The organism is Azohydromonas sp., from assembly GCF_035325925.1.
Taxonomy (GTDB): Bacteria; Pseudomonadota; Gammaproteobacteria; order Burkholderiales; family Burkholderiaceae_C; genus Calidifontimicrobium.
In genome coordinates, this window is the sequence record NZ_DAOKZA010000009.1 from 2,954 (window position 1) to 18,695 (window position 15,742).

The window sequence follows — 15,742 nt, forward strand, 5'->3', positions numbered from 1 at the left end:
CTTATCGGCCTCGCGGCGCGGGCACTTGAGCACGGCGACGGCGGCCTACGGGTTCTCCCGTCGCCGGCCCGCCCGGCGCGGGGCGGACCGGCACGGGTGCGCCCGGGCGCAAGCCGCCCCGCATGCGCTCAGAGCCGGTCGACGCCGGGCAGCCGTGCGACGAGCATGCCGTCGACGTACAACGCCCCCTCGGGCGCGCCCGCCTCGGCGTGGAACTCGAGTTCGCCGACATGCGCCGCGGCGGGTCGGGCGGCCAGCCGCTCGGCCCAGCGCGCCAGCACCCGTGCGGCCACGCGCAGTGCCGCCGCCGCGTGTCGGCGGCCCCGCGGCGGGGCGCTCATCTGCAGGACGTCCATGATGTTCTCCTCGTTCGGTCGGTGCCCCTCGAGGGGCGGCGCCGACGGCGCCGCCGGGGCCGGTTGCCTTCAGTACCAGGTCACACCGGCGGCCGACGCCTGCGATCGGGGTGCCGACGCCAGCCGCGACACCTCGGTGCTCGACGGCACGCGGGCGACGACGGCCTTCACGCAGTCACGGCGGGCGCTGCGCGACGTGGCGCGTTCGCACGGCGCGAGCAGCTCCGCGGTGGCCGCGCCGGCCAGGAGCCAAGGCGTGCGCGAGACAGCGCCGAACAGGCCGGCGACGCCGCCGACGACGGCGACCGTGGCCAGCAGCGCGGCGGCAGCGGCCCAGCGCGGGCGCGCAAGCGGCCAGGCGGGCGAGTGGAGGGTCGTCGACTTCATGCGGGTCTCCTCGGGCACCGGGCGCGGCCCGGTGGCGTTCATCGGTGGGGCGGTTTCAGTCGGTCGAGTTCGCGCTGCAGGTCGCGCTGCAGCTGCCTGCGCATCGCACCTGCGCCCGTGCCGTGACGGCCGGCGGTGCGACGGCGCGCGGCGGGGGCGAACGGGTTGCGCGGCTTGACCGTCGGCAGGGCCAGCGGGGCGAGATGCGACATGACGGTTCCTTCGAAGCGGTGATGGACGGACGGCGTGGCAAAAGGCCGACGGCCCGGGGCGGTGACGCAACCCGGGCCGTCGACGGCGGAAGCCTTGCGGGCGACTCAGCCGCTGCGTGCAGCAGGAACGACGGCGGGAGCGACGACGCCCACCCCCCGGGCGTTGCCGCCGCCCAGGGCGGCGGCAACGGCGCGGGTGCGGACGCTGGGCAGGCGGCGACTCGGCATGGCGCTCCGTGACGGGGTGAAGGGAGGGTTCTCGCCGGTGCCGGGGTCGGCGTCGACTTGATGCGCATGATAAACGAAGCGTTATCTTGCGCACGTCATGTTTATCCCTAAGTCAAGGGGGATGGCGACATGCCACGCGCGGCGCGGCCGGCGCGGCGACGCGGGCGCGCGTCGGCGCCTGCGCTCGGGGTCAGCGCTTGCGCTTGAGCGGCGCGACGCCGCTGGCCGCGCGCTGCCAGTCGCTGCGCTCGTCGCCGGCGCTCGGCGGCGGCGCGGGCGGCGCAGCCGGCGTCAGCACCTCGCCGAGCAGGTCGAGCAGCCGCGTGCGCGCGCGCTGCGGGTCGCGGCGGTAGTAGCTGAGCACCAGCCCGACGACGAAGCGTTCATCCTCGTCGTGCGGCTGTGTCGGGTCGGGCTCGGTCGGCGCGTCGGCCGGCGGCGCACGGTCGATGAGCATCGCGGTGCCCAGCGCGCGCGCGTGCGGCTGGTCCATCCAGCCCAGCGGCTTGTTCGACAGGATCTCGAACTGTCGCGCCAGCCGCTCGCCGATCTGCCGCGAGCGGCTCTTGATCTGGCTCCAGTAGCTCGGCTGGATCTGCAGCCTCTCGGCGAAGCGACGCTCAAGCCCGCGAAGCGCGGTCGCGTCGGGGTCTTTCACCGTGCGCTGCACGAACTCGTCGAACAGGCGCAGCGCGTTGTCGTAGCGGATCTGCGCGACGTCGGGCAGCTCGGTCATCCGCCGATGATAAAGGGACGTTGACGGCCCGGGCGCCGCCGCGGCGCGGCTACCATCGACACCCGGTAGCGCCGCGCGACGGCGGCCGCAAGACGACGATGCACACCGTGACCTGGCCCGACGGCGCACGCGCTCCCGCGCTGGCGCTGGGCACCTGGCGCCTGGGCGAGCAGACCTCGCGCCGCGCCGCCGAGGTGGCCGCGCTGCGCGATGCGTTCGAGCTCGGCTACCGCCTCGTCGACACCGCCGAGATGTACGGCGACGGCGGCGCCGAGACCGTGGTCGGCGACGCGCTGGCGCAGGCGCTGCGCGCCGGCACGCTGGCACGCGACGACGTGACCATCGTTTCCAAGGCCTGCCCGCAGCACGCCGGCGCGCGCTCGCTGCCCGCGGCCTGCGAAAGCAGCCTGAAGCGCCTGCGCGTGGACCACCTCGACCTGTACCTGCTGCACTGGCGCGGCAGCGTGCCGCTGGCCGAGACGGTGGCGGCGATGCAGCGCCTGCGCGAACGCGGCCGGGTGCGCCGCTGGGGCGTGAGCAACTTCGACGTCGCCGACATGGACGAGCTGCTCGCCGCCGGCGGCCACGCGTGCGCGACGAACCAGGTCTGGTACTCGCTCGGCCAGCGCGGCGTCGAGTTCGACCTGCTGCCCTGGCAGCGCCACCGCGGCATGCCGCTGATGGCCTACTGCCCGATCGACCAGGGCGCGCTGGCGCGCCACGCGAAGCTCGCGCCGCTGGCCGAACGCCGCCGCGCGACGCCGGCGCAGCTGGCGCTGGCCTGGGTGCTGAAACAGCCGGGCGTGATCGCGATCCCGAAGGCCGGGTCGACCGAGCACCTGCGGCTCAACCTCGACGCCGCGCGCCTGGCCCTGGGCGCCGACGACCTCGCCGCCCTCGACCGCCTGTTCCCGCCGCCACGGTCCAAGCGCCCGCTGGCGATGACCTGAGACCCGAACCTCCGGCCCCCGCGATGACCATTCCTCTCGGCACCCCGCTGTCCCCGCGCGCGACGCGCGTCATGCTGCTCGGCGCCGGCGAGCTCGGCAAGGAAGTGTTGATCGCGCTGCAACGCCTGGGCGTCGAGACGATCGCCGTCGACCGCTACGACCACGCGCCTGGCCAGCAGGTGGCGCACCACGCGCGCACCATCGCGATGAGCGACCCGGACGCGCTGCGCGCGCTGATCGAAGCCGAGCGGCCGATGCTCGTCGTGCCCGAGATCGAGGCCATCGCGACGCCGGTGCTGCAAGAACTCGAAGCCGCCGGCGTCGTGCGGGTGATCCCCACCGCACGTGCGGCGCGGCTGACGATGGACCGCGAGGGCATCCGGCGCCTGGCCGCCGAGACGCTGGGCCTGCCGACCAGCCCGTACCGCTTCTGCGATTCGCTCGCCGAGCTGCAAGCCGCGATCGACGGCGCGCACGGCCGGCCGGGCATCGGGTATCCGTGCGTCGTCAAGCCGGTGATGAGCAGCTCGGGCAAGGGCCAGAGCAAGGTCGACGGCCCCGCCGACGTCCACCAGGCGTGGGACGACGCGATGGCCGGCGGGCGCGTCAGCCACGGCCGCGTCATCGTCGAGGGCTTCGTCGACTTCGACTACGAGATCACGCAGCTGACGGTGCGCGCGCTGGGCGCAGACGGCCAGCCGCGCACGCACTTCTGCGAACCGATCGGCCACGTGCAGGTGCGCGGCGACTACGTCGAGAGCTGGCAGCCGCAGCCGATGCATCCGGCCGCGCTGGCGCGCTCGCGCGAGATCGCCAAGGCGATCACCGACGACCTCGGCGGGCTGGGCGTGTTCGGCGTCGAGCTGTTCGTCCGCGGTGAGCAGGTGTGGTTCAGCGAGGTCAGCCCGCGCCCGCACGACACCGGGCTGGTGACGATGGCCACGCAGTGGCAGAGCGAGTTCGAGCTGCACGCGCGCGCGATCCTCGGCCTGCCGGTGGACACGGCGCTGAAGAGCCCGGGCGCCAGCGCGGTCATCTACGGCGGCGTCGACGCGCGCGGCGTCGTCTTCGACGGCGTCGCCGACGCGCTGGCCCTGCCCGGCGTCGACCTGCGGCTGTTCGGCAAGCCCGAGAGCTACGCGCGCCGGCGCATGGGCGTGGCGCTCGCGCACGCCGACGACGTGGCCACCGCACGACGCACCGCGAAGGACGCCGCGGCGCGCGTGAAGCCGCGCGCGACCTGAACCCCGGAGGACACGCACGATGTCGCCGCCAGTCACGCTGCTGCTCGCACCGCTCGTCGCCGTGGCGCTCGCCGCGCCGGCCCGGGCGGCCGAGCGCGCGCTCGACAAGGAGGTCGTCGTCGACGCGTCGCTCGACGAGGTCTGGGCCGCCTGGACCACGCGCGAGGGCATCGTCGGCTTCTTCGCGCCCGACGCGGTGATCGATCCGCGCCCCGGCGGCGCGTTCCACATCCACATCGACCCGACCGCGCCGCCGGGCCTCAAGGGCGCCGACGAGATGCGCTACCTGGCGCTGCAGCCCAAGCGCATGATCTCGTTCGACTGGAACGCCCCGCCGCACCTGGGCGAGGCGCGCGCCCAGCGCACCTTCGTCGTCGTGCGCTTCGCGCCGCTGGGCGAGCGCCGCACCCGCGTGACGCTGCACCACACCGGCTGGGGCGACGGCGGCCAGTGGGACCAGGCCTACGCCTACTTCGACCGCGCCTGGGGCCAGGTGCTGGGCAACCTGCGCAAGCGCTTCGAGCAGGGTCCGCAGGACTGGACCGCGTGGCTCGAGCAACTGCGCCAGTGGCGCGCGCAGCAGGCGCGCGCCGCGGCGTCGGCACCGCAGTAGCCGCGCCCGATCAGCCCGGCGTCGCCGCGCCGTCGGCAGCGCGCTGTCGGATGCGCGGCGCGGTCTTCACGCTCCAGACCATCGTCACCGCGAGCACCGCGACGACCACGCCCAGCGACACCAGCACCGGGATCTTGTAGACGTCGATGAGCAGCATCTTGGTGCCGATGAACACCAGGATCACCGCCAGCCCGTAGCTGAGCAGGTGGAACTTCGCCGCCACCGCGGCGAGCAGGAAGTACATCGCGCGCAGCCCGAGGATCGCGAAGATGTTGCTCGTCAGCACGATGAACGGGTCGGTGGTGATCGCGAAGATCGCCGGGATCGAGTCGACCGCGAAGATCACGTCGGTCACGCCGACCAGCGCCACCACCATCAGCAGCGGCGTGGCGATGCGCTTGCCGTTCTCGACGGTGAAGAACCTCTCGCCGTCGAAGCCCCTGCTCACCGGCATGAAGCGCTTGAGCAGCTTCAGCGCCGGGTTGCTCTGCAGGTCGGGCTCCTGCCCCGAGGCCCACCACATCTTGATGCCGGTGACCACCAGGAACGCGCCGAAGACGTACAGCACCCAGTGGAACTGCGCGATCAGCCACGAGCCGACCAGGATCATGATCGTGCGCAGCACGATCGCGCCGATGATGCCGATCATCAGCACCCGCTTCTGGAACTCGGGCGGCACCGCGAAGTACGTGAAGATCATCAGGAACACGAAGATGTTGTCCACCGCCAGGCTCTTCTCGATGAGGTAGCCGGTGAGGAACTCCATGCTCTTCGTGTTGGCCACGGCGGTGCCGTGGTCCTGCGCGACGGCCCACCAGAACAGGCCGTTGAAGGCGAACGACAGCGCGACCCAGACGACCGACCAGTTCAGCGCCTCCTTGACGGAGACCGAGTGCGCGCCCTGCTTGCGCAGCACGACGAAGTCGACGAACAGCGCGACGAGGACGGAAACGACGAAAAAGGCCCACAGCCAGGCCGGCGCGATGGTGTCCACGGACACTCCCGAAGTGAAGGGTTGGGGATCGCGCCGAAAGGTCTTGCGCAAGACGCGGGTCTTGTGCGGGCCCGGAAGCGGAAACGGCCCGGCGGCCGCTGCTTCGTATTGACGGGGTCCGCGACCGGCACGCCTGACGACGCGCCGACCGGCTACTCCCCTTCCGACGGCGCGGATGCTAAGGCAGTCCGCGCATTCCCCTGAAACCCTGGGGGAATTCGGCCGGCAAGCGCCGCGCGCTCACTGCCGGTCGACCACCCGGTACATCAGCCGCGCGGCCATCTCGCGCAGCGCCAGGTACGACACGCGCAGCGCGTCGCCGCCGGGCACCAGGTGTGTCCACTCGAACGCTGCGCCGGCGTCGCCGACGTAGCCGACGTAGCCGGTGGGCGCCGCCACCACCTGCAGGCCGGCCTGCTCGAAGGCGCGCCGCGCGCGCGGCACGTGGAACGCGCTGGTCACGAGCACGACGTGGCCGATGCCCGCGGCGCGCAGCAGCGCGGCGGCCTCGCGCGCGTTGCCGGCCGTCGTGCGAGCGCGCTCGTCGAACCAGCGCACCGGCACGCCGAACTCTTGCTCCAGCGCGTCGCGCATCAGCGCCGCTTCGCCGGGTCGGCCGTTCAGCGGCCCGGCGCCGGTGACCAGCACCGGCAACCGCGTCACCTTCGCCAGGCGCGCGCCGTACCGCACGCGCTGCAGCGTGAACACCCCCAGCGTGTCGCCGCCCCAGTCGGGGGCACCGCGCGCGACGCCGCCGCCGAGCACGACGATCGCGCGCGCGTCGCCCACCGCGCGCGCACCGGCCAGCGGCGGCGGTTCGAGCCGACCCATCAGCGAGAACGCCACCACCGGCAGGCTCAGCACGAGCAGCGCGACCAGGCTGCACGCCGCCAGCGTGGCACCCGCCGCGCGCCGCCGGCGCGCCAGCCACAGGCCCGCCAGCGCCAGCACGATCAGCGAGGTCGGCGGCACGATCACCGCGGCGGCGAGGTAGGTCAGGCTGATCGACGCATCCACCGGCCGCAGTGTCGCGCAGTCCCGCAGCGGCGCCGCCATGCCACCGCGATGCGACCCCCGGGTTACGTGCGCGCGACACGTTCCCCCATCGGTGGTGATGCCGGCGATACACGCAGCGCCTAGATTGGCTGTCAGGCGCCGCCGAGATCGGCCACCGCATCGGCCACCGGGGCGTCGCCGCCGCAGGAGACGAACATGCACGCGACCCCCGAGACGACCGCCTACGAGCTGCGCTTCCGCTCGCTGTTCAACGAAGGCACCGGCCTGTCGTTCCCTTGCGACGCACAGGGCCGCGTCGACCTCGACGCGCTGAGCGAGCGCGCGCGGCTGAACTACCTGTACGCGCGCACCGTCGTCGGCCGCGAGTTCCTGATGCCGGCGGTGCAACGGCGCGACCTGCACTGAGCCCCGCGCCACCGGGGTGCGTCAACCGCCGCTGAGCGCCTGCACGATGGCCACGTCGTCGCTCGGCACGATCGGGTGGTCGAGGTCGCGCACCGCGAGCCCGTTGACGAACACGCGCATGTGCGCACGCAGCCGGCCCTGCTCGTCGACCATGCGGAAGCGCAGCCCGGGGTGGCGACGGTCGAGGTCGGCGAGCAGCTCGGCCAGCGTCGCGCCCTCGGCCTCGGCGCGCGCGGTGCGCGTGTAGGAGCGCAGCGCGCTCGGGATCAGCACCTGCATCGCGGCACGGCGCGGGCGCTCAGTCGAGCAGCGCCGCCTCGACGGCGTAGATCTCGGGCAGGTGGCGCGCGATGCACTGCCAGCGCGTGCCTTCGTCGCGGCTGGCCCACAGCTCGCCGCCGGTGTTGCCGACGTACAGCCCCACCGGGTCGGCGGCATCGGCGGTCATCGCCTGGCGCTTCACGGTCCACCACGCCTGCTCGGCGGGAAACCCTGCGTCCAGCCGCTGCCAGGTGCGCCCGCCGTTGCGCGTGCCGTACACCGCAGGCCTGCCGAGCGGCGCGGTGCGCGGCCAGACGTCGCTGGCGTCCATCGGGAACACCCAGCAGACGTCGTCGTCGCGCGGGTGCACGACCAACGGGAAGCCCACGTCGCCGACCCTCTTCGGCATCCGGCGGCCGATGCGCTTCCAGGTGGTCGACGGACGGTCGAGGCGGTAGATGCCGCAGTGGTTCTGCTGGTACAGCCGGTCGGGGTTGCTCGGGCACAGGCGCACGCAGTGCGGGTCGTGGAAGGTCGGCACCGCGACGTCGAAACCCTCGACGACCTCGAGCCCGTCGAGCAGGCGCGACCAGGTCTGCCCGCCGTCGCGCGACTCGTGCACCCCGCCGCCCGACATGCCGAACAGCAGGTGCCGCGCGTCGCGCGGGTCGACGACGATCGAGTGCAGCTTCGGTCCGTCGGGGGTGCCGTCCTGCACCGTGCCCATCCATTCGCGCAACGTCACGTCGTCGTTGACCGACGGCAGCGGCGACCAGCTCACGCCGCCGTCCTCCGAGCGGAACAGCCCTTGCGGCGACGTGCCCGCGTACCAGGTGCCGCGCTCGCCGGCGTGGCCCGGCGTCAGCCAGAACGTGTGGTCGACCGCGCGGCCGGCCTGGCCGTCGACGTTGGCGAACGCGGGCGGGCGCTCGGCTTCCTTCCAGCGACGCCCCAGGTCGGTCGAGCGGAAGATCGTCGGCCCCAGGTGCCCGGTCTTCGCGGCGGCCAGCAGCGTGCGCCCGTCGCGCGGGTCGAGCTGCAGGTGGCTGACGACATGGCCGTGGAAGTGCGGCCCGTCGAGCCGCCAGGCGCGCCGCCTCGCGTCGCCGTGCAGCAGCCACGCGCCCTTGCGCGTGGCCACCATCAGCAGCAGCCGCGCCGCCTTCGCCGCCGACTTCGCGGGCTTGTTCTTCACCATGTCGCCGTCCTCGCGTGGATCACCGCCGGGTACCGCGCTCGCAGCGCCCGCGGCCCGCGCGGGCGGGCCCGGCGCCGCGTGGCTCAGTCCTCGTCCTTCACCTGGAACTGCGTCGTCAGTTGCTGCTGCACGGCCGGCGGAACCGGCTCGTAGTGGCTGAACGCGATCGTGTAGCGCCCCTGACCGCTGGTCATCGCGTTCAGGCGCGACTGGTAGCCCGCCAGCTCCGACAGCGGCGCCTGCCCCTTGACGACCATCGTGCCCGGCGCGCCGTTGTGCGTGCCGCTGACCTGACCGCGGCGCGACGACAGGTCGCCGGTGATGTCGCCCATCGCCGCGTCGGGCGCGACGATCTCGACGTCGACGACCGGCTCGAGCACGATCGGCCGCGCCTCGCGCACCGCGGCCATGAACGCCTTCCTGCCGGCGGTGACGAAGGCGATCTCCTTGCTGTCGACGCTGTGGTGCTTGCCGTCGTAGACCGTGACCTTGACGTCGACCACCGGGTAGCCGGCGACCGCGCCGCCGGCCAGCACCTCGCGCACGCCCTTCTCGACCGCGGGGATGAACTGGTTCGGGATCACGCCGCCCTTGACCTCGTCGACGAACTCGAAGCCCGCGCCGCGCGGCAGCGGCTCGACGCGCAGGAACACCTCGCCGAACTGGCCGGCGCCGCCGGTCTGCTTCTTGTGCCGGTGGTGGCCCTCGGCGCGGCCGGTGATCGTCTCGCGGTACGCGATGCGCGGCGGCTTGGTCTCGACCTCGAACTTGTAGACCTCGCGCAGCCGCTCGAGCAGCACGCGCAGGTGCAGCTCGCCCAGGCCGTAGACCACGGTCTCGTTGGTGCTCGCCACGTGCTCGACCTTCAGGCACGGGTCCTCGTCGACGAGCTTGGTCAGGATCTCCCACATGCGCTGCTCGTCGCCGTGGCGCTTCGGCGTGATCGCCAGCCCGTGCACCGGGGTCGGGAACGCCAGCGGCTTCAGGTGGATGTGGTCGTCCTCGGCGGCGTCGTGCAGCACCGCGTCGAAGCCGATCTCGTCGACCTTGGCCACCGCGACGATGTCGCCCGGCAGCGCCTGCCTGACCTCGACGTGGTCCTTGCCCTGCAGCATGAACAGGTGGCCGACCTTGAACGGCTTGCGCCCGTCGCCGACGTACAGCTGCGAGTTCGGCGTCACCGTGCCCTGCCAGACGCGGAAGATCCCCATCTTGCCGACGTACGGGTCCTGCGTGACCTTGAACACGTGCGCCAGCACGTGCTTCGACGCGTCGGGCTCGGCGTGCATCAGCGCCGCGTCGGCGCCCTCGCCGTTGAGGAAGTCCGGCGGGTTCGACTCGGTCGGGTTGGGCAGCAGCCTGACGATCACGTCGAGCAGCTCGGCCACGCCGGCGCCGCTGCGCGCGCTGACGAAACACACCGGAATCAGGTGCCCCTCGCGCAGCGCCTGCTCCAGCGGCGCGTGCAGCTCGCCGGCGTCGACGTCGCCGTCGTTCAGGTAGCGCTCGACGAAGTCGGCGTCGACCTCGACCACCTGCTCGACCAGCGCGCGGTGCGCCGCGTCGACGCTGCCGAAGTCGCTGTGGCCTTCGCGGTTGTAGAAGCAGTCGACGACCTGCGTGCCACCGGCGTCGGGCAGGTTCAGCGGCAGGCACTCCTTGCCGAAGGTGGCCTGGATCTGCGCCAGCAGCCCGGGCAGGTCGACGCCCTGCGCGTCGATCTTGTTGACGACGATCAGCCGGTCGAGCTGGCGCTCGGCGGCGTGCTCCATCATGCGCACCGCCACCGGCTCGATGCCGGCGGTGGCGCTGATCACGATCGCCGCGGTCTCGACCGCTTCGAGCGCCGGCAGCGCCTGGCCGGCGAAGTCGGGAGCCCCGGGCGTGTCGATCAGGTGGATGCGGCAGCCGCCGTGCTGCAGGTGCATCACCGCCGAGTTCAGCGAGTGCTGCATCTTGCGCTCGAGCGGGTCGAAGTCGCTCACGGTGCTGCCGCGCTCGAGGCTGCCGACGGCGCCGATCGCCCCCGCGCGGTGCAGCAGCGCCTCGGCGAGGCTGGTCTTGCCGGCCGCCGCCGGCCCGACGAGGGCCAGCGTGCGGATCGCGGCGATGCCGGCGTCGCCGGCAGCATCTGGGCTTGACATCGGCTGTCTCCTTGGCGTGGCCCGCGGCGCGGCGGGCGCGTGGATCGACGGGTCGCGGCCAGCGTACGGGATCGCCGCCGACGGCACAAGCTCGGGCTTTGACGGGGCGCGACACGCCGCCGCGGCGGCGACACTGCGCCGATGAACGCCCCCGCCACCGCTGCCGTCACGCCCCCGCCGCGCGTGCTGCCGGTGCTGGTGGCCGCACAGTTCGCCGGCACCTCGCTGTGGTTCGCGGTCAACGCGGTGATGCCCGACCTGCAGCGTGAGCTCGGCTGGCCCGCCGCCGCGGTGGGCACGCTGACCTCGGCGCTGCAGCTGGGCTTCATCGCCGGCACGCTGGTGTTCGCGCTGCTCGCCGTCGCCGACCGGCACTCGGCGCGGCGCGTGTTCCTGCTGTGTTCGCTGGCCGGCGCGGGCTGCACCGTCGGCGCCTGGGCCATGGTGCGCGACCCGGTGGCGCTCGCCGCCTGGCGCGCCGCCACCGGGTTCTTCCTCGCCGGCATCTACCCGGTGGGCATGAAGCTGGCGTCGCAGTGGTTCCCGCGCGGGCTGGGCGGCGCGCTGGGGTTGCTGATCGGCGCGCTGGTGCTCGGCTCGGCCAGCGCGCACGGGCTGCGTGCGCTGGGCGGCGCGCTGCCCTGGCACAGCGTGATGCTCGGCGTGGCGGCGCTGGCCGCCGCCGGCGGCGTGCTGCTGTACCTGCTGCTGCCCGAGCCGCCGCACGCCGCGCCGGCCCGGCCCGCGCACTTCGACTGGCACGCGCTGGCCACGCTGTGGACCGACCGCCGGGTGCGCGCGTCGGTGTTCGGCTACTTCGGCCACATGTGGGAGCTGTACACGATGTGGGTGCTGGTGCCGCTGATCCTGGCCGCGCGGCTCGACGGTGCGGCGCTGTCGGCGGCGGCGTTCGCGGTGCTCGGCGCCGGCGTGGTCGGCTGCGTCGGCGGCGGCTGGTGGGCGCAGCGCGTGGGCAGCGCCCGCGTGGCCGCGATGCAGCTGGCCACCAGCGGCGCGTGCTGCGTGGCCGCCGTCGTGATGCTCGACGCGCCCGACGCGGCGTTCTACGCGTGGCTGCTGCTGTGGGGCGCCACGGTGTCGGGCGACTCGCCGCAGTTCAGCGCGCTGACCGCCGCCAACGCGCCGCGCCACGCGGTGGGCAGCGTGCTGACGCTGGCCAACAGCATCGGCTTCGCGATCTCGATCGTCAGCATCGAGCTGCACGTGTGGCTGGTCGCGCAGCGCGGCGTGCCGATGGCGCAGCTGCTGCCCTGGCTGGCGATCGGCCCGGCGCTGGGGCTGTGGATGCTGCGCGGCCTGTGGCGTGCGCCGCCGCGTTGAATCGGCGCGACCACGCCGCGCCGCCAGCGGCTACGATGGCGTCCCGTCCCGTCCCGCCGCGCCACCGCCATGGCCCTCGACACCTGGCTGATCTACCTGCTCGCCGCCGTCGGGCTGTCGCTGTCGCCCGGGCCGAACGGGCTGCTCGCGCTGACGCACGGCGTGCTGCACGGGCGGCGGCGCGCGCTGTACACGATCTTCGGTGGCGCGCTGGGCTTCGTCGCGGTCATCGCGCTGTCGATGTTCGGCATCGGCGCGCTGCTGAAGACTTCGCTCGCCTGGCTCACGGTGATGAAGTGGGTCGGCGGCGCGTACCTGGTGTGGCTGGGCGTGCAGGTCTGGCGTGCGCCGCCGGTGGGCGTCGAGCTGGCCGCCGGCGCAACACCGCGCGCCGGCTGGTCGCTGTTCCGCCAGGGCGCGCTGTCGGCGCTGACGAACCCGAAGGGGCTGCTGTTCTTCGCCGCGTTCCTGCCGCAGTTCGTCGACCCGGCGCGCAGCCTGTTCGTGCAGTTCGTGGTGATGGCAGGCACCTTCGCGGCGATCGAGATCGCCACCGAGGTCGTCATCGCCAGCATGGCGCACCGCATCCGTCCGTGGCTGCGGCGCGTCGGGCGGCGCTTCAACCAGGCCTGCGGCGGCGTGTTCGTGGCCATCGGCGCGGCGCTGCCGCTGCGCGGCTGAGGCGCTTCGCACCCCGCACGATACCGCTGCCGGTGATCGAGCGCATCGCCACGCCGCGCCTGGTGCTGCGGCCGGTGGCGGCCGGCGACCTGCCCGACCTGCTCGAGGTCAACGGCGACCCCGAGGTCACACGCTTCCTGCCGTACGCCACCTGGCGCTCGCCCGACGACGCCGCGGCCTGGCTCGAACGCATGGACACGCTGGCCGCCGCCGGCGACGCGCGCCAGCTGGTGCTGGTGCGCGCGGCCGACGCCCGCGTCGTCGGCACGTTGCTGCTGTTCCGCCACGACGCCGGCAGCGCACGCGCCGAGGTGGGCTACGTGCTGGGCCGGCGGCACTGGGGGCAGGGTCTGATGCGCGAGGCGCTGCAGGCGGCCTGCTTGCACGCCTTCGGCGCGCTGGGCCTGCGCCGGCTGGAAGCCGAGGTCCACCCCGGCAACGCCGCGTCTTGGCGCCTGCTCGAGCGCCTGGGTTTCGTGCACGAAGGCACGCTGCGCCAGCGCTGGGTGGCCCAGGGCGCGCCGTACGACACGCGCCTGTACGGTCGGCTGGCCGGCGACCGCGGCGGCCCCGCCGACGGCCACGAGGACGCGCGATGCCGCTGACCCGCGAAGCCGTCGAACGCTGGCTGCACGCCTACGGCCAGGCCTGGCAGCAGGCCGACCCGCAGCGTGCGGCGGCGCTGTTCACCGACGACTGCCGCTACTTCGAGACACCGTTCGCGCCGCCGGCGGTCGGCCGCGACGGCGTGCTGGCCTACTGGCAGGCCGTGCCCGACGGGCAGGCCGACATCGCGTTCGCCTGGCGGCTGGTCGCCGTCGAGGGCGAGGTCGCGCTGGCGCACTGGAGCGCGTCGTTCACGCGCAAGGCCGGCGGCACGCGCGTGCACCTGGACGGCATGTTCGAACTCGCGTTCGACACCGGCAGCGGCCGGTGCCGCACGCTGCGCGAGTGGTGGCACGCCGAGGAGCGGCCCGTCGCGTGACGCCGGCGCGCGCTCGCCGCCGCGACCGGATGCAGGCATGATCGCCGCGTCGCGTCCCCGGCGCGTGCGATGCGTGCCCCGCGCGCCGCACATCGCACGCGGCACCCGCAAGGCGGTCGGCCTTGCGCCCCTCCAGGAGGCTACATGCCCACCCCCCGACGCCAGCCCGTCGTCCTCGCGGCCCTCGCCCTCGGCCTGGCCGCCACCGCCGCCGTCGCGCTGCTCGCCCTGCGCCCTGCACCGGCCGAGGCGCAGTCGGTGATGGCGATCCCGCCGTGCCAGTGCTCGGCGCCGACGCCGATTGCCGGCCTGTCGACGCAGGTCGTGCACTGCCTGTGCGGAGGCCTGGCCTGCGCGATCAGCCAGCCGGCGGGGGCGGGGGCGCACCAGATGCAGTGCGTGAAGTGAGCCGGCCGGCGCTGACGCACGGCTACACACCGTCACTGCACGCCGGCGGCGCTGCGCCGATGATGCCGGTGATGGATGCGCTGCCCGCCTGCGAAGCCCTGCAACCGTCGCGGCGCGGGCCCGCCGTGCTGCTGCTCGCCGCCACGCTGGGCGTCGGATCGTGCGGCGGCGGAGGTGGCAGCGAGCCCACCGAAGCCGACGCCCCGCCCGTTGCCGCGCCGCCGTCCGGCGAGGCCGCGACGGCCGCCAGCGCCACCTGCGGGCTGCCCGACTTCGCCGCGCAGGCGCTGCAGCGCATCAACGCGGTGCGCACCGCCGGCGCCAGCTGCGGCAGCCGCGGCGCGTTCGCCGCCACCGGCGCGCTGGCCTGGCACGCGGCGCTCGACGCGGCCGCCGCCGCGCACGCCGCGGACATGGCCACGCGCGACTACGTCAGCCACACCAGCCCCGAGGGCACCGGCCCCGGGCAGCGCATCGCCGCGGCCGGCTACGACGCGCGCGCCTGGGCCGAGAACATCGCCGCCGGCTACCCCGGCGTCGACGCGGTGGTCGCCGGCTGGGTGGCCAGCGACGGCCACTGCGCGAACCTGATGAACCCGAACCTGCGCGAACTCGGCCTGGCCTGCGTGCGCGGCAGCGGCACCACCTACACGACGTACTGGGCGCTGAACCTGGCCACGCCACGCTGAAGCCGGCGCGCGCTGCACCGCGCCTTCGCCGAGTTCGGCCCCTTCGATCCGTCCGGCCTCGCGGGCGGGCTTGGGGCTGCGGGCCTCAGCGCCGCGCGCCGCCGACCATGCGCAGGATGTCGTCGAGCGGGTTGCCGTTGCCGTCGAGGTCGAGCATCGACGCCAAGCCTGCGCCGCCGCCGGCCGTGCCGCGGCCCTGCGCGCCGCCCAGCAGGCCGCCGAGCAACTCGCCGAGGCCACCGGCGGCGCCACCGCCGCCGCCACCGAACAGGCCGCCGAGGCTGCCGCCGGGCTCCGGCGCCGCCTGGGCCTGACCGCCCTGCTGGCGCGCCATGAAGCCGGCCACCAGCATCGCCAGCATCGGCAGCATCTTCTTCAGCAGCGCCGGGTCGAGCCCGGTCTGCGCCGACGCGTTGGTCGCCACCGCGCGGCTGACGTCCTTCGAGCCGAAGATCTGTCCGAGCACGTCGTTGCCGCGGTCGACGTGCGTCGGTTCGGGCGCCAGCACGTCGTCCATCAGCGCGCCGCCGCCGAGCTGGCTCAGCAGCCCGCCCAGCCCCTCGACACCGGCGGGCTGCGCCTGCGCCTGCCGCTTGAAGCCGCCGAGGATGGCCGGCAGGAGCGCGTCGGCGCCGCTGGCCGCCTGCGACTCGCTGACGCCGAGTTCACGGGCCATGGACTGCAGTCCGCCCATGCGGGCGAGGAGTTCGGTGAGCTGCATGCGGGTCTCCTTGGCGGGTTGGTGTGGCAGCGCGTCGTCCTATCGTAACCCCGCCGGCGTGCGCGATGGTCAGGGCGATGGGGCCGCGCCTGGCGCGTGTCGTGGAGGCCGCGGGTGCGAGCGCAACGGCGCCAGCACGTGGGCATTGCTCGTAAAGGTCCAATCGGGTACG

At 74.0% G+C, this 15,742-nt stretch carries 20 protein-coding genes; 10 read left to right on the top strand and 10 right to left on the bottom strand.

The annotated features are described in order from the left end of the window. Window positions 1-128 precede the first annotated feature (128 nt). The 4 genes from PKC53_RS04900 to PKC53_RS04915 all read right to left on the bottom strand — a co-directional run bounded on the left by PKC53_RS04900 (window position 129) and on the right by PKC53_RS04915 (window position 1,919). Complete coding sequence (locus PKC53_RS04900; RefSeq protein WP_324426905.1) at window positions 129-356, bottom strand: hypothetical protein; 228 nt, start codon at window positions 354-356, stop codon at window positions 129-131. 69 nt (window positions 357-425) lie between these two features. Further along, entirely contained in the window at window positions 426-743 is a 318-nt protein-coding gene (locus tag PKC53_RS04905; RefSeq protein WP_324426907.1) for a hypothetical protein, read from the bottom strand. Between the two features lie 38 nt (window positions 744-781). After that, window positions 782-955 (bottom strand): hypothetical protein, encoded by a 174-nt coding sequence (locus PKC53_RS04910; protein ID WP_324426909.1) that lies wholly within the window; start codon window positions 953-955, stop codon window positions 782-784. Between the two features lie 418 nt (window positions 956-1,373). Further along, window positions 1,374-1,919 (bottom strand): hypothetical protein, encoded by a 546-nt coding sequence (locus tag PKC53_RS04915; protein WP_324426911.1) that lies wholly within the window; start codon window positions 1,917-1,919, stop codon window positions 1,374-1,376. 98 nt (window positions 1,920-2,017) lie between these two features. Between PKC53_RS04915 and PKC53_RS04920 the strand changes: the two genes are divergently transcribed. From PKC53_RS04920 to PKC53_RS04930, 3 genes are read left to right on the top strand one after another with little or no spacing between them, the layout of a single operon-like run. Further along, window positions 2,018-2,869 (top strand): aldo/keto reductase, encoded by an 852-nt coding sequence (locus PKC53_RS04920; protein WP_324426912.1) that lies wholly within the window; start codon window positions 2,018-2,020, stop codon window positions 2,867-2,869. Window positions 2,870-2,892: 23 nt separating this feature from the next. Next, entirely contained in the window at window positions 2,893-4,113 is a 1,221-nt protein-coding gene (gene purT, locus PKC53_RS04925; RefSeq protein WP_324426914.1) for a formate-dependent phosphoribosylglycinamide formyltransferase, read from the top strand. Window positions 4,114-4,132: 19 nt separating this feature from the next. After that, window positions 4,133-4,726: an SRPBCC domain-containing protein gene (locus PKC53_RS04930; protein WP_324426916.1), complete on the top strand. Its 594-nt coding sequence runs from the start codon at window positions 4,133-4,135 to the stop codon at window positions 4,724-4,726. A gap of 10 nt (window positions 4,727-4,736) precedes the next feature. Here the strand turns inward: PKC53_RS04930 and PKC53_RS04935 are convergent, their stop codons facing one another. Then, window positions 4,737-5,720, bottom strand: coding sequence for a TerC family protein (locus PKC53_RS04935; protein WP_324426918.1), 984 nt, complete (start codon window positions 5,718-5,720; stop codon window positions 4,737-4,739). Between the two features lie 240 nt (window positions 5,721-5,960). Then, window positions 5,961-6,737 (bottom strand): YdcF family protein, encoded by a 777-nt coding sequence (locus PKC53_RS04940; protein WP_324426920.1) that lies wholly within the window; start codon window positions 6,735-6,737, stop codon window positions 5,961-5,963. A 195-nt stretch (window positions 6,738-6,932) separates the two neighbouring features. Between PKC53_RS04940 and PKC53_RS04945 the strand changes: the two genes are divergently transcribed. After that, a complete protein-coding gene (locus tag PKC53_RS04945; RefSeq protein WP_324426922.1) occupies window positions 6,933-7,142 on the top strand; it encodes a hypothetical protein in 210 nt (69 codons plus the stop codon). A gap of 21 nt (window positions 7,143-7,163) precedes the next feature. Here PKC53_RS04945 and PKC53_RS04950 read toward each other — a convergent pair whose 3' ends face one another. From PKC53_RS04950 to fusA, 3 genes are all read right to left on the bottom strand, one after another. Next, entirely contained in the window at window positions 7,164-7,421 is a 258-nt protein-coding gene (locus PKC53_RS04950) for a MoaD/ThiS family protein (RefSeq protein WP_324426924.1), read from the bottom strand. 19 nt (window positions 7,422-7,440) lie between these two features. Continuing rightward, window positions 7,441-8,601, bottom strand: coding sequence for a glycosyl hydrolase (locus PKC53_RS04955; protein WP_324426926.1), 1,161 nt, complete (start codon window positions 8,599-8,601; stop codon window positions 7,441-7,443). Window positions 8,602-8,684: 83 nt separating this feature from the next. Beyond that, a complete protein-coding gene (fusA, locus tag PKC53_RS04960; RefSeq protein ID WP_324426928.1) occupies window positions 8,685-10,745 on the bottom strand; it encodes an elongation factor G in 2,061 nt (686 codons plus the stop codon). A gap of 141 nt (window positions 10,746-10,886) precedes the next feature. Between fusA and PKC53_RS04965 the strand changes: the two genes are divergently transcribed. From PKC53_RS04965 to PKC53_RS04990, 6 genes are all read left to right on the top strand, one after another. Beyond that, window positions 10,887-12,086 (top strand): MFS transporter, encoded by a 1,200-nt coding sequence (locus PKC53_RS04965; RefSeq protein WP_324426930.1) that lies wholly within the window; start codon window positions 10,887-10,889, stop codon window positions 12,084-12,086. A 69-nt stretch (window positions 12,087-12,155) separates the two neighbouring features. Further along, window positions 12,156-12,767: a LysE family transporter gene (locus PKC53_RS04970; RefSeq protein WP_324426932.1), complete on the top strand. Its 612-nt coding sequence runs from the start codon at window positions 12,156-12,158 to the stop codon at window positions 12,765-12,767. A 32-nt stretch (window positions 12,768-12,799) separates the two neighbouring features. Then, on the top strand, window positions 12,800-13,372 hold the full coding sequence (locus PKC53_RS04975) for a GNAT family protein (RefSeq protein WP_324426934.1): 573 nt from the start codon (window positions 12,800-12,802) through the stop codon (window positions 13,370-13,372). Beyond that, the gene (locus PKC53_RS04980; protein WP_324426936.1) at window positions 13,363-13,752 is read left to right on the top strand and encodes a nuclear transport factor 2 family protein; all 390 of its coding nucleotides are present in this window, start codon (window positions 13,363-13,365) and stop codon (window positions 13,750-13,752) included. The genes PKC53_RS04975 and PKC53_RS04980 overlap by 10 nt, the downstream gene beginning before the upstream one ends. A gap of 144 nt (window positions 13,753-13,896) precedes the next feature. Continuing rightward, window positions 13,897-14,160 (top strand): hypothetical protein, encoded by a 264-nt coding sequence (locus tag PKC53_RS04985; RefSeq protein ID WP_324426939.1) that lies wholly within the window; start codon window positions 13,897-13,899, stop codon window positions 14,158-14,160. A gap of 71 nt (window positions 14,161-14,231) precedes the next feature. Continuing rightward, on the top strand, window positions 14,232-14,849 hold the full coding sequence (locus PKC53_RS04990) for a CAP domain-containing protein (protein WP_324426941.1): 618 nt from the start codon (window positions 14,232-14,234) through the stop codon (window positions 14,847-14,849). Between the two features lie 85 nt (window positions 14,850-14,934). On the opposite strand, the gene PKC53_RS04995 is transcribed toward PKC53_RS04990, so the two are convergent. Then, window positions 14,935-15,570: a DUF937 domain-containing protein gene (locus PKC53_RS04995; RefSeq protein WP_324426943.1), complete on the bottom strand. Its 636-nt coding sequence runs from the start codon at window positions 15,568-15,570 to the stop codon at window positions 14,935-14,937. Window positions 15,571-15,742 lie beyond the last annotated feature (172 nt).

Excerpts from the sequence above, each read along its gene's own strand:
- PKC53_RS04900 (WP_324426905.1), bottom strand. The coding sequence starts at position 356 with ATGGACGTCCTGCAGATGAGCGCCCCGCCGCGGGGCCGCCGACACGCG.
- PKC53_RS04905 (WP_324426907.1), bottom strand. The coding sequence starts at position 743 with ATGAAGTCGACGACCCTCCACTCGCCCGCCTGGCCGCTTGCGCGCCCG.
- PKC53_RS04910 (WP_324426909.1), bottom strand. The coding sequence starts at position 955 with ATGTCGCATCTCGCCCCGCTGGCCCTGCCGACGGTCAAGCCGCGCAAC.
- PKC53_RS04915 (WP_324426911.1), bottom strand. The coding sequence starts at position 1,919 with ATGACCGAGCTGCCCGACGTCGCGCAGATCCGCTACGACAACGCGCTG.
- PKC53_RS04920 (WP_324426912.1), top strand. The coding sequence starts at position 2,018 with ATGCACACCGTGACCTGGCCCGACGGCGCACGCGCTCCCGCGCTGGCG.
- purT (WP_324426914.1), top strand. The coding sequence starts at position 2,893 with ATGACCATTCCTCTCGGCACCCCGCTGTCCCCGCGCGCGACGCGCGTC.
- PKC53_RS04930 (WP_324426916.1), top strand. The coding sequence starts at position 4,133 with ATGTCGCCGCCAGTCACGCTGCTGCTCGCACCGCTCGTCGCCGTGGCG.
- PKC53_RS04945 (WP_324426922.1), top strand. The coding sequence starts at position 6,933 with ATGCACGCGACCCCCGAGACGACCGCCTACGAGCTGCGCTTCCGCTCG.
- PKC53_RS04950 (WP_324426924.1), bottom strand. The coding sequence starts at position 7,421 with ATGCAGGTGCTGATCCCGAGCGCGCTGCGCTCCTACACGCGCACCGCG.
- PKC53_RS04955 (WP_324426926.1), bottom strand. The coding sequence starts at position 8,601 with ATGGTGAAGAACAAGCCCGCGAAGTCGGCGGCGAAGGCGGCGCGGCTG.
- fusA (WP_324426928.1), bottom strand. The coding sequence starts at position 10,745 with ATGTCAAGCCCAGATGCTGCCGGCGACGCCGGCATCGCCGCGATCCGC.
- PKC53_RS04965 (WP_324426930.1), top strand. The coding sequence starts at position 10,887 with ATGAACGCCCCCGCCACCGCTGCCGTCACGCCCCCGCCGCGCGTGCTG.
- PKC53_RS04970 (WP_324426932.1), top strand. The coding sequence starts at position 12,156 with ATGGCCCTCGACACCTGGCTGATCTACCTGCTCGCCGCCGTCGGGCTG.
- PKC53_RS04980 (WP_324426936.1), top strand. The coding sequence starts at position 13,363 with ATGCCGCTGACCCGCGAAGCCGTCGAACGCTGGCTGCACGCCTACGGC.
- PKC53_RS04985 (WP_324426939.1), top strand. The coding sequence starts at position 13,897 with ATGCCCACCCCCCGACGCCAGCCCGTCGTCCTCGCGGCCCTCGCCCTC.
- PKC53_RS04990 (WP_324426941.1), top strand. The coding sequence starts at position 14,232 with ATGGATGCGCTGCCCGCCTGCGAAGCCCTGCAACCGTCGCGGCGCGGG.
- PKC53_RS04995 (WP_324426943.1), bottom strand. The coding sequence starts at position 15,570 with ATGCAGCTCACCGAACTCCTCGCCCGCATGGGCGGACTGCAGTCCATG.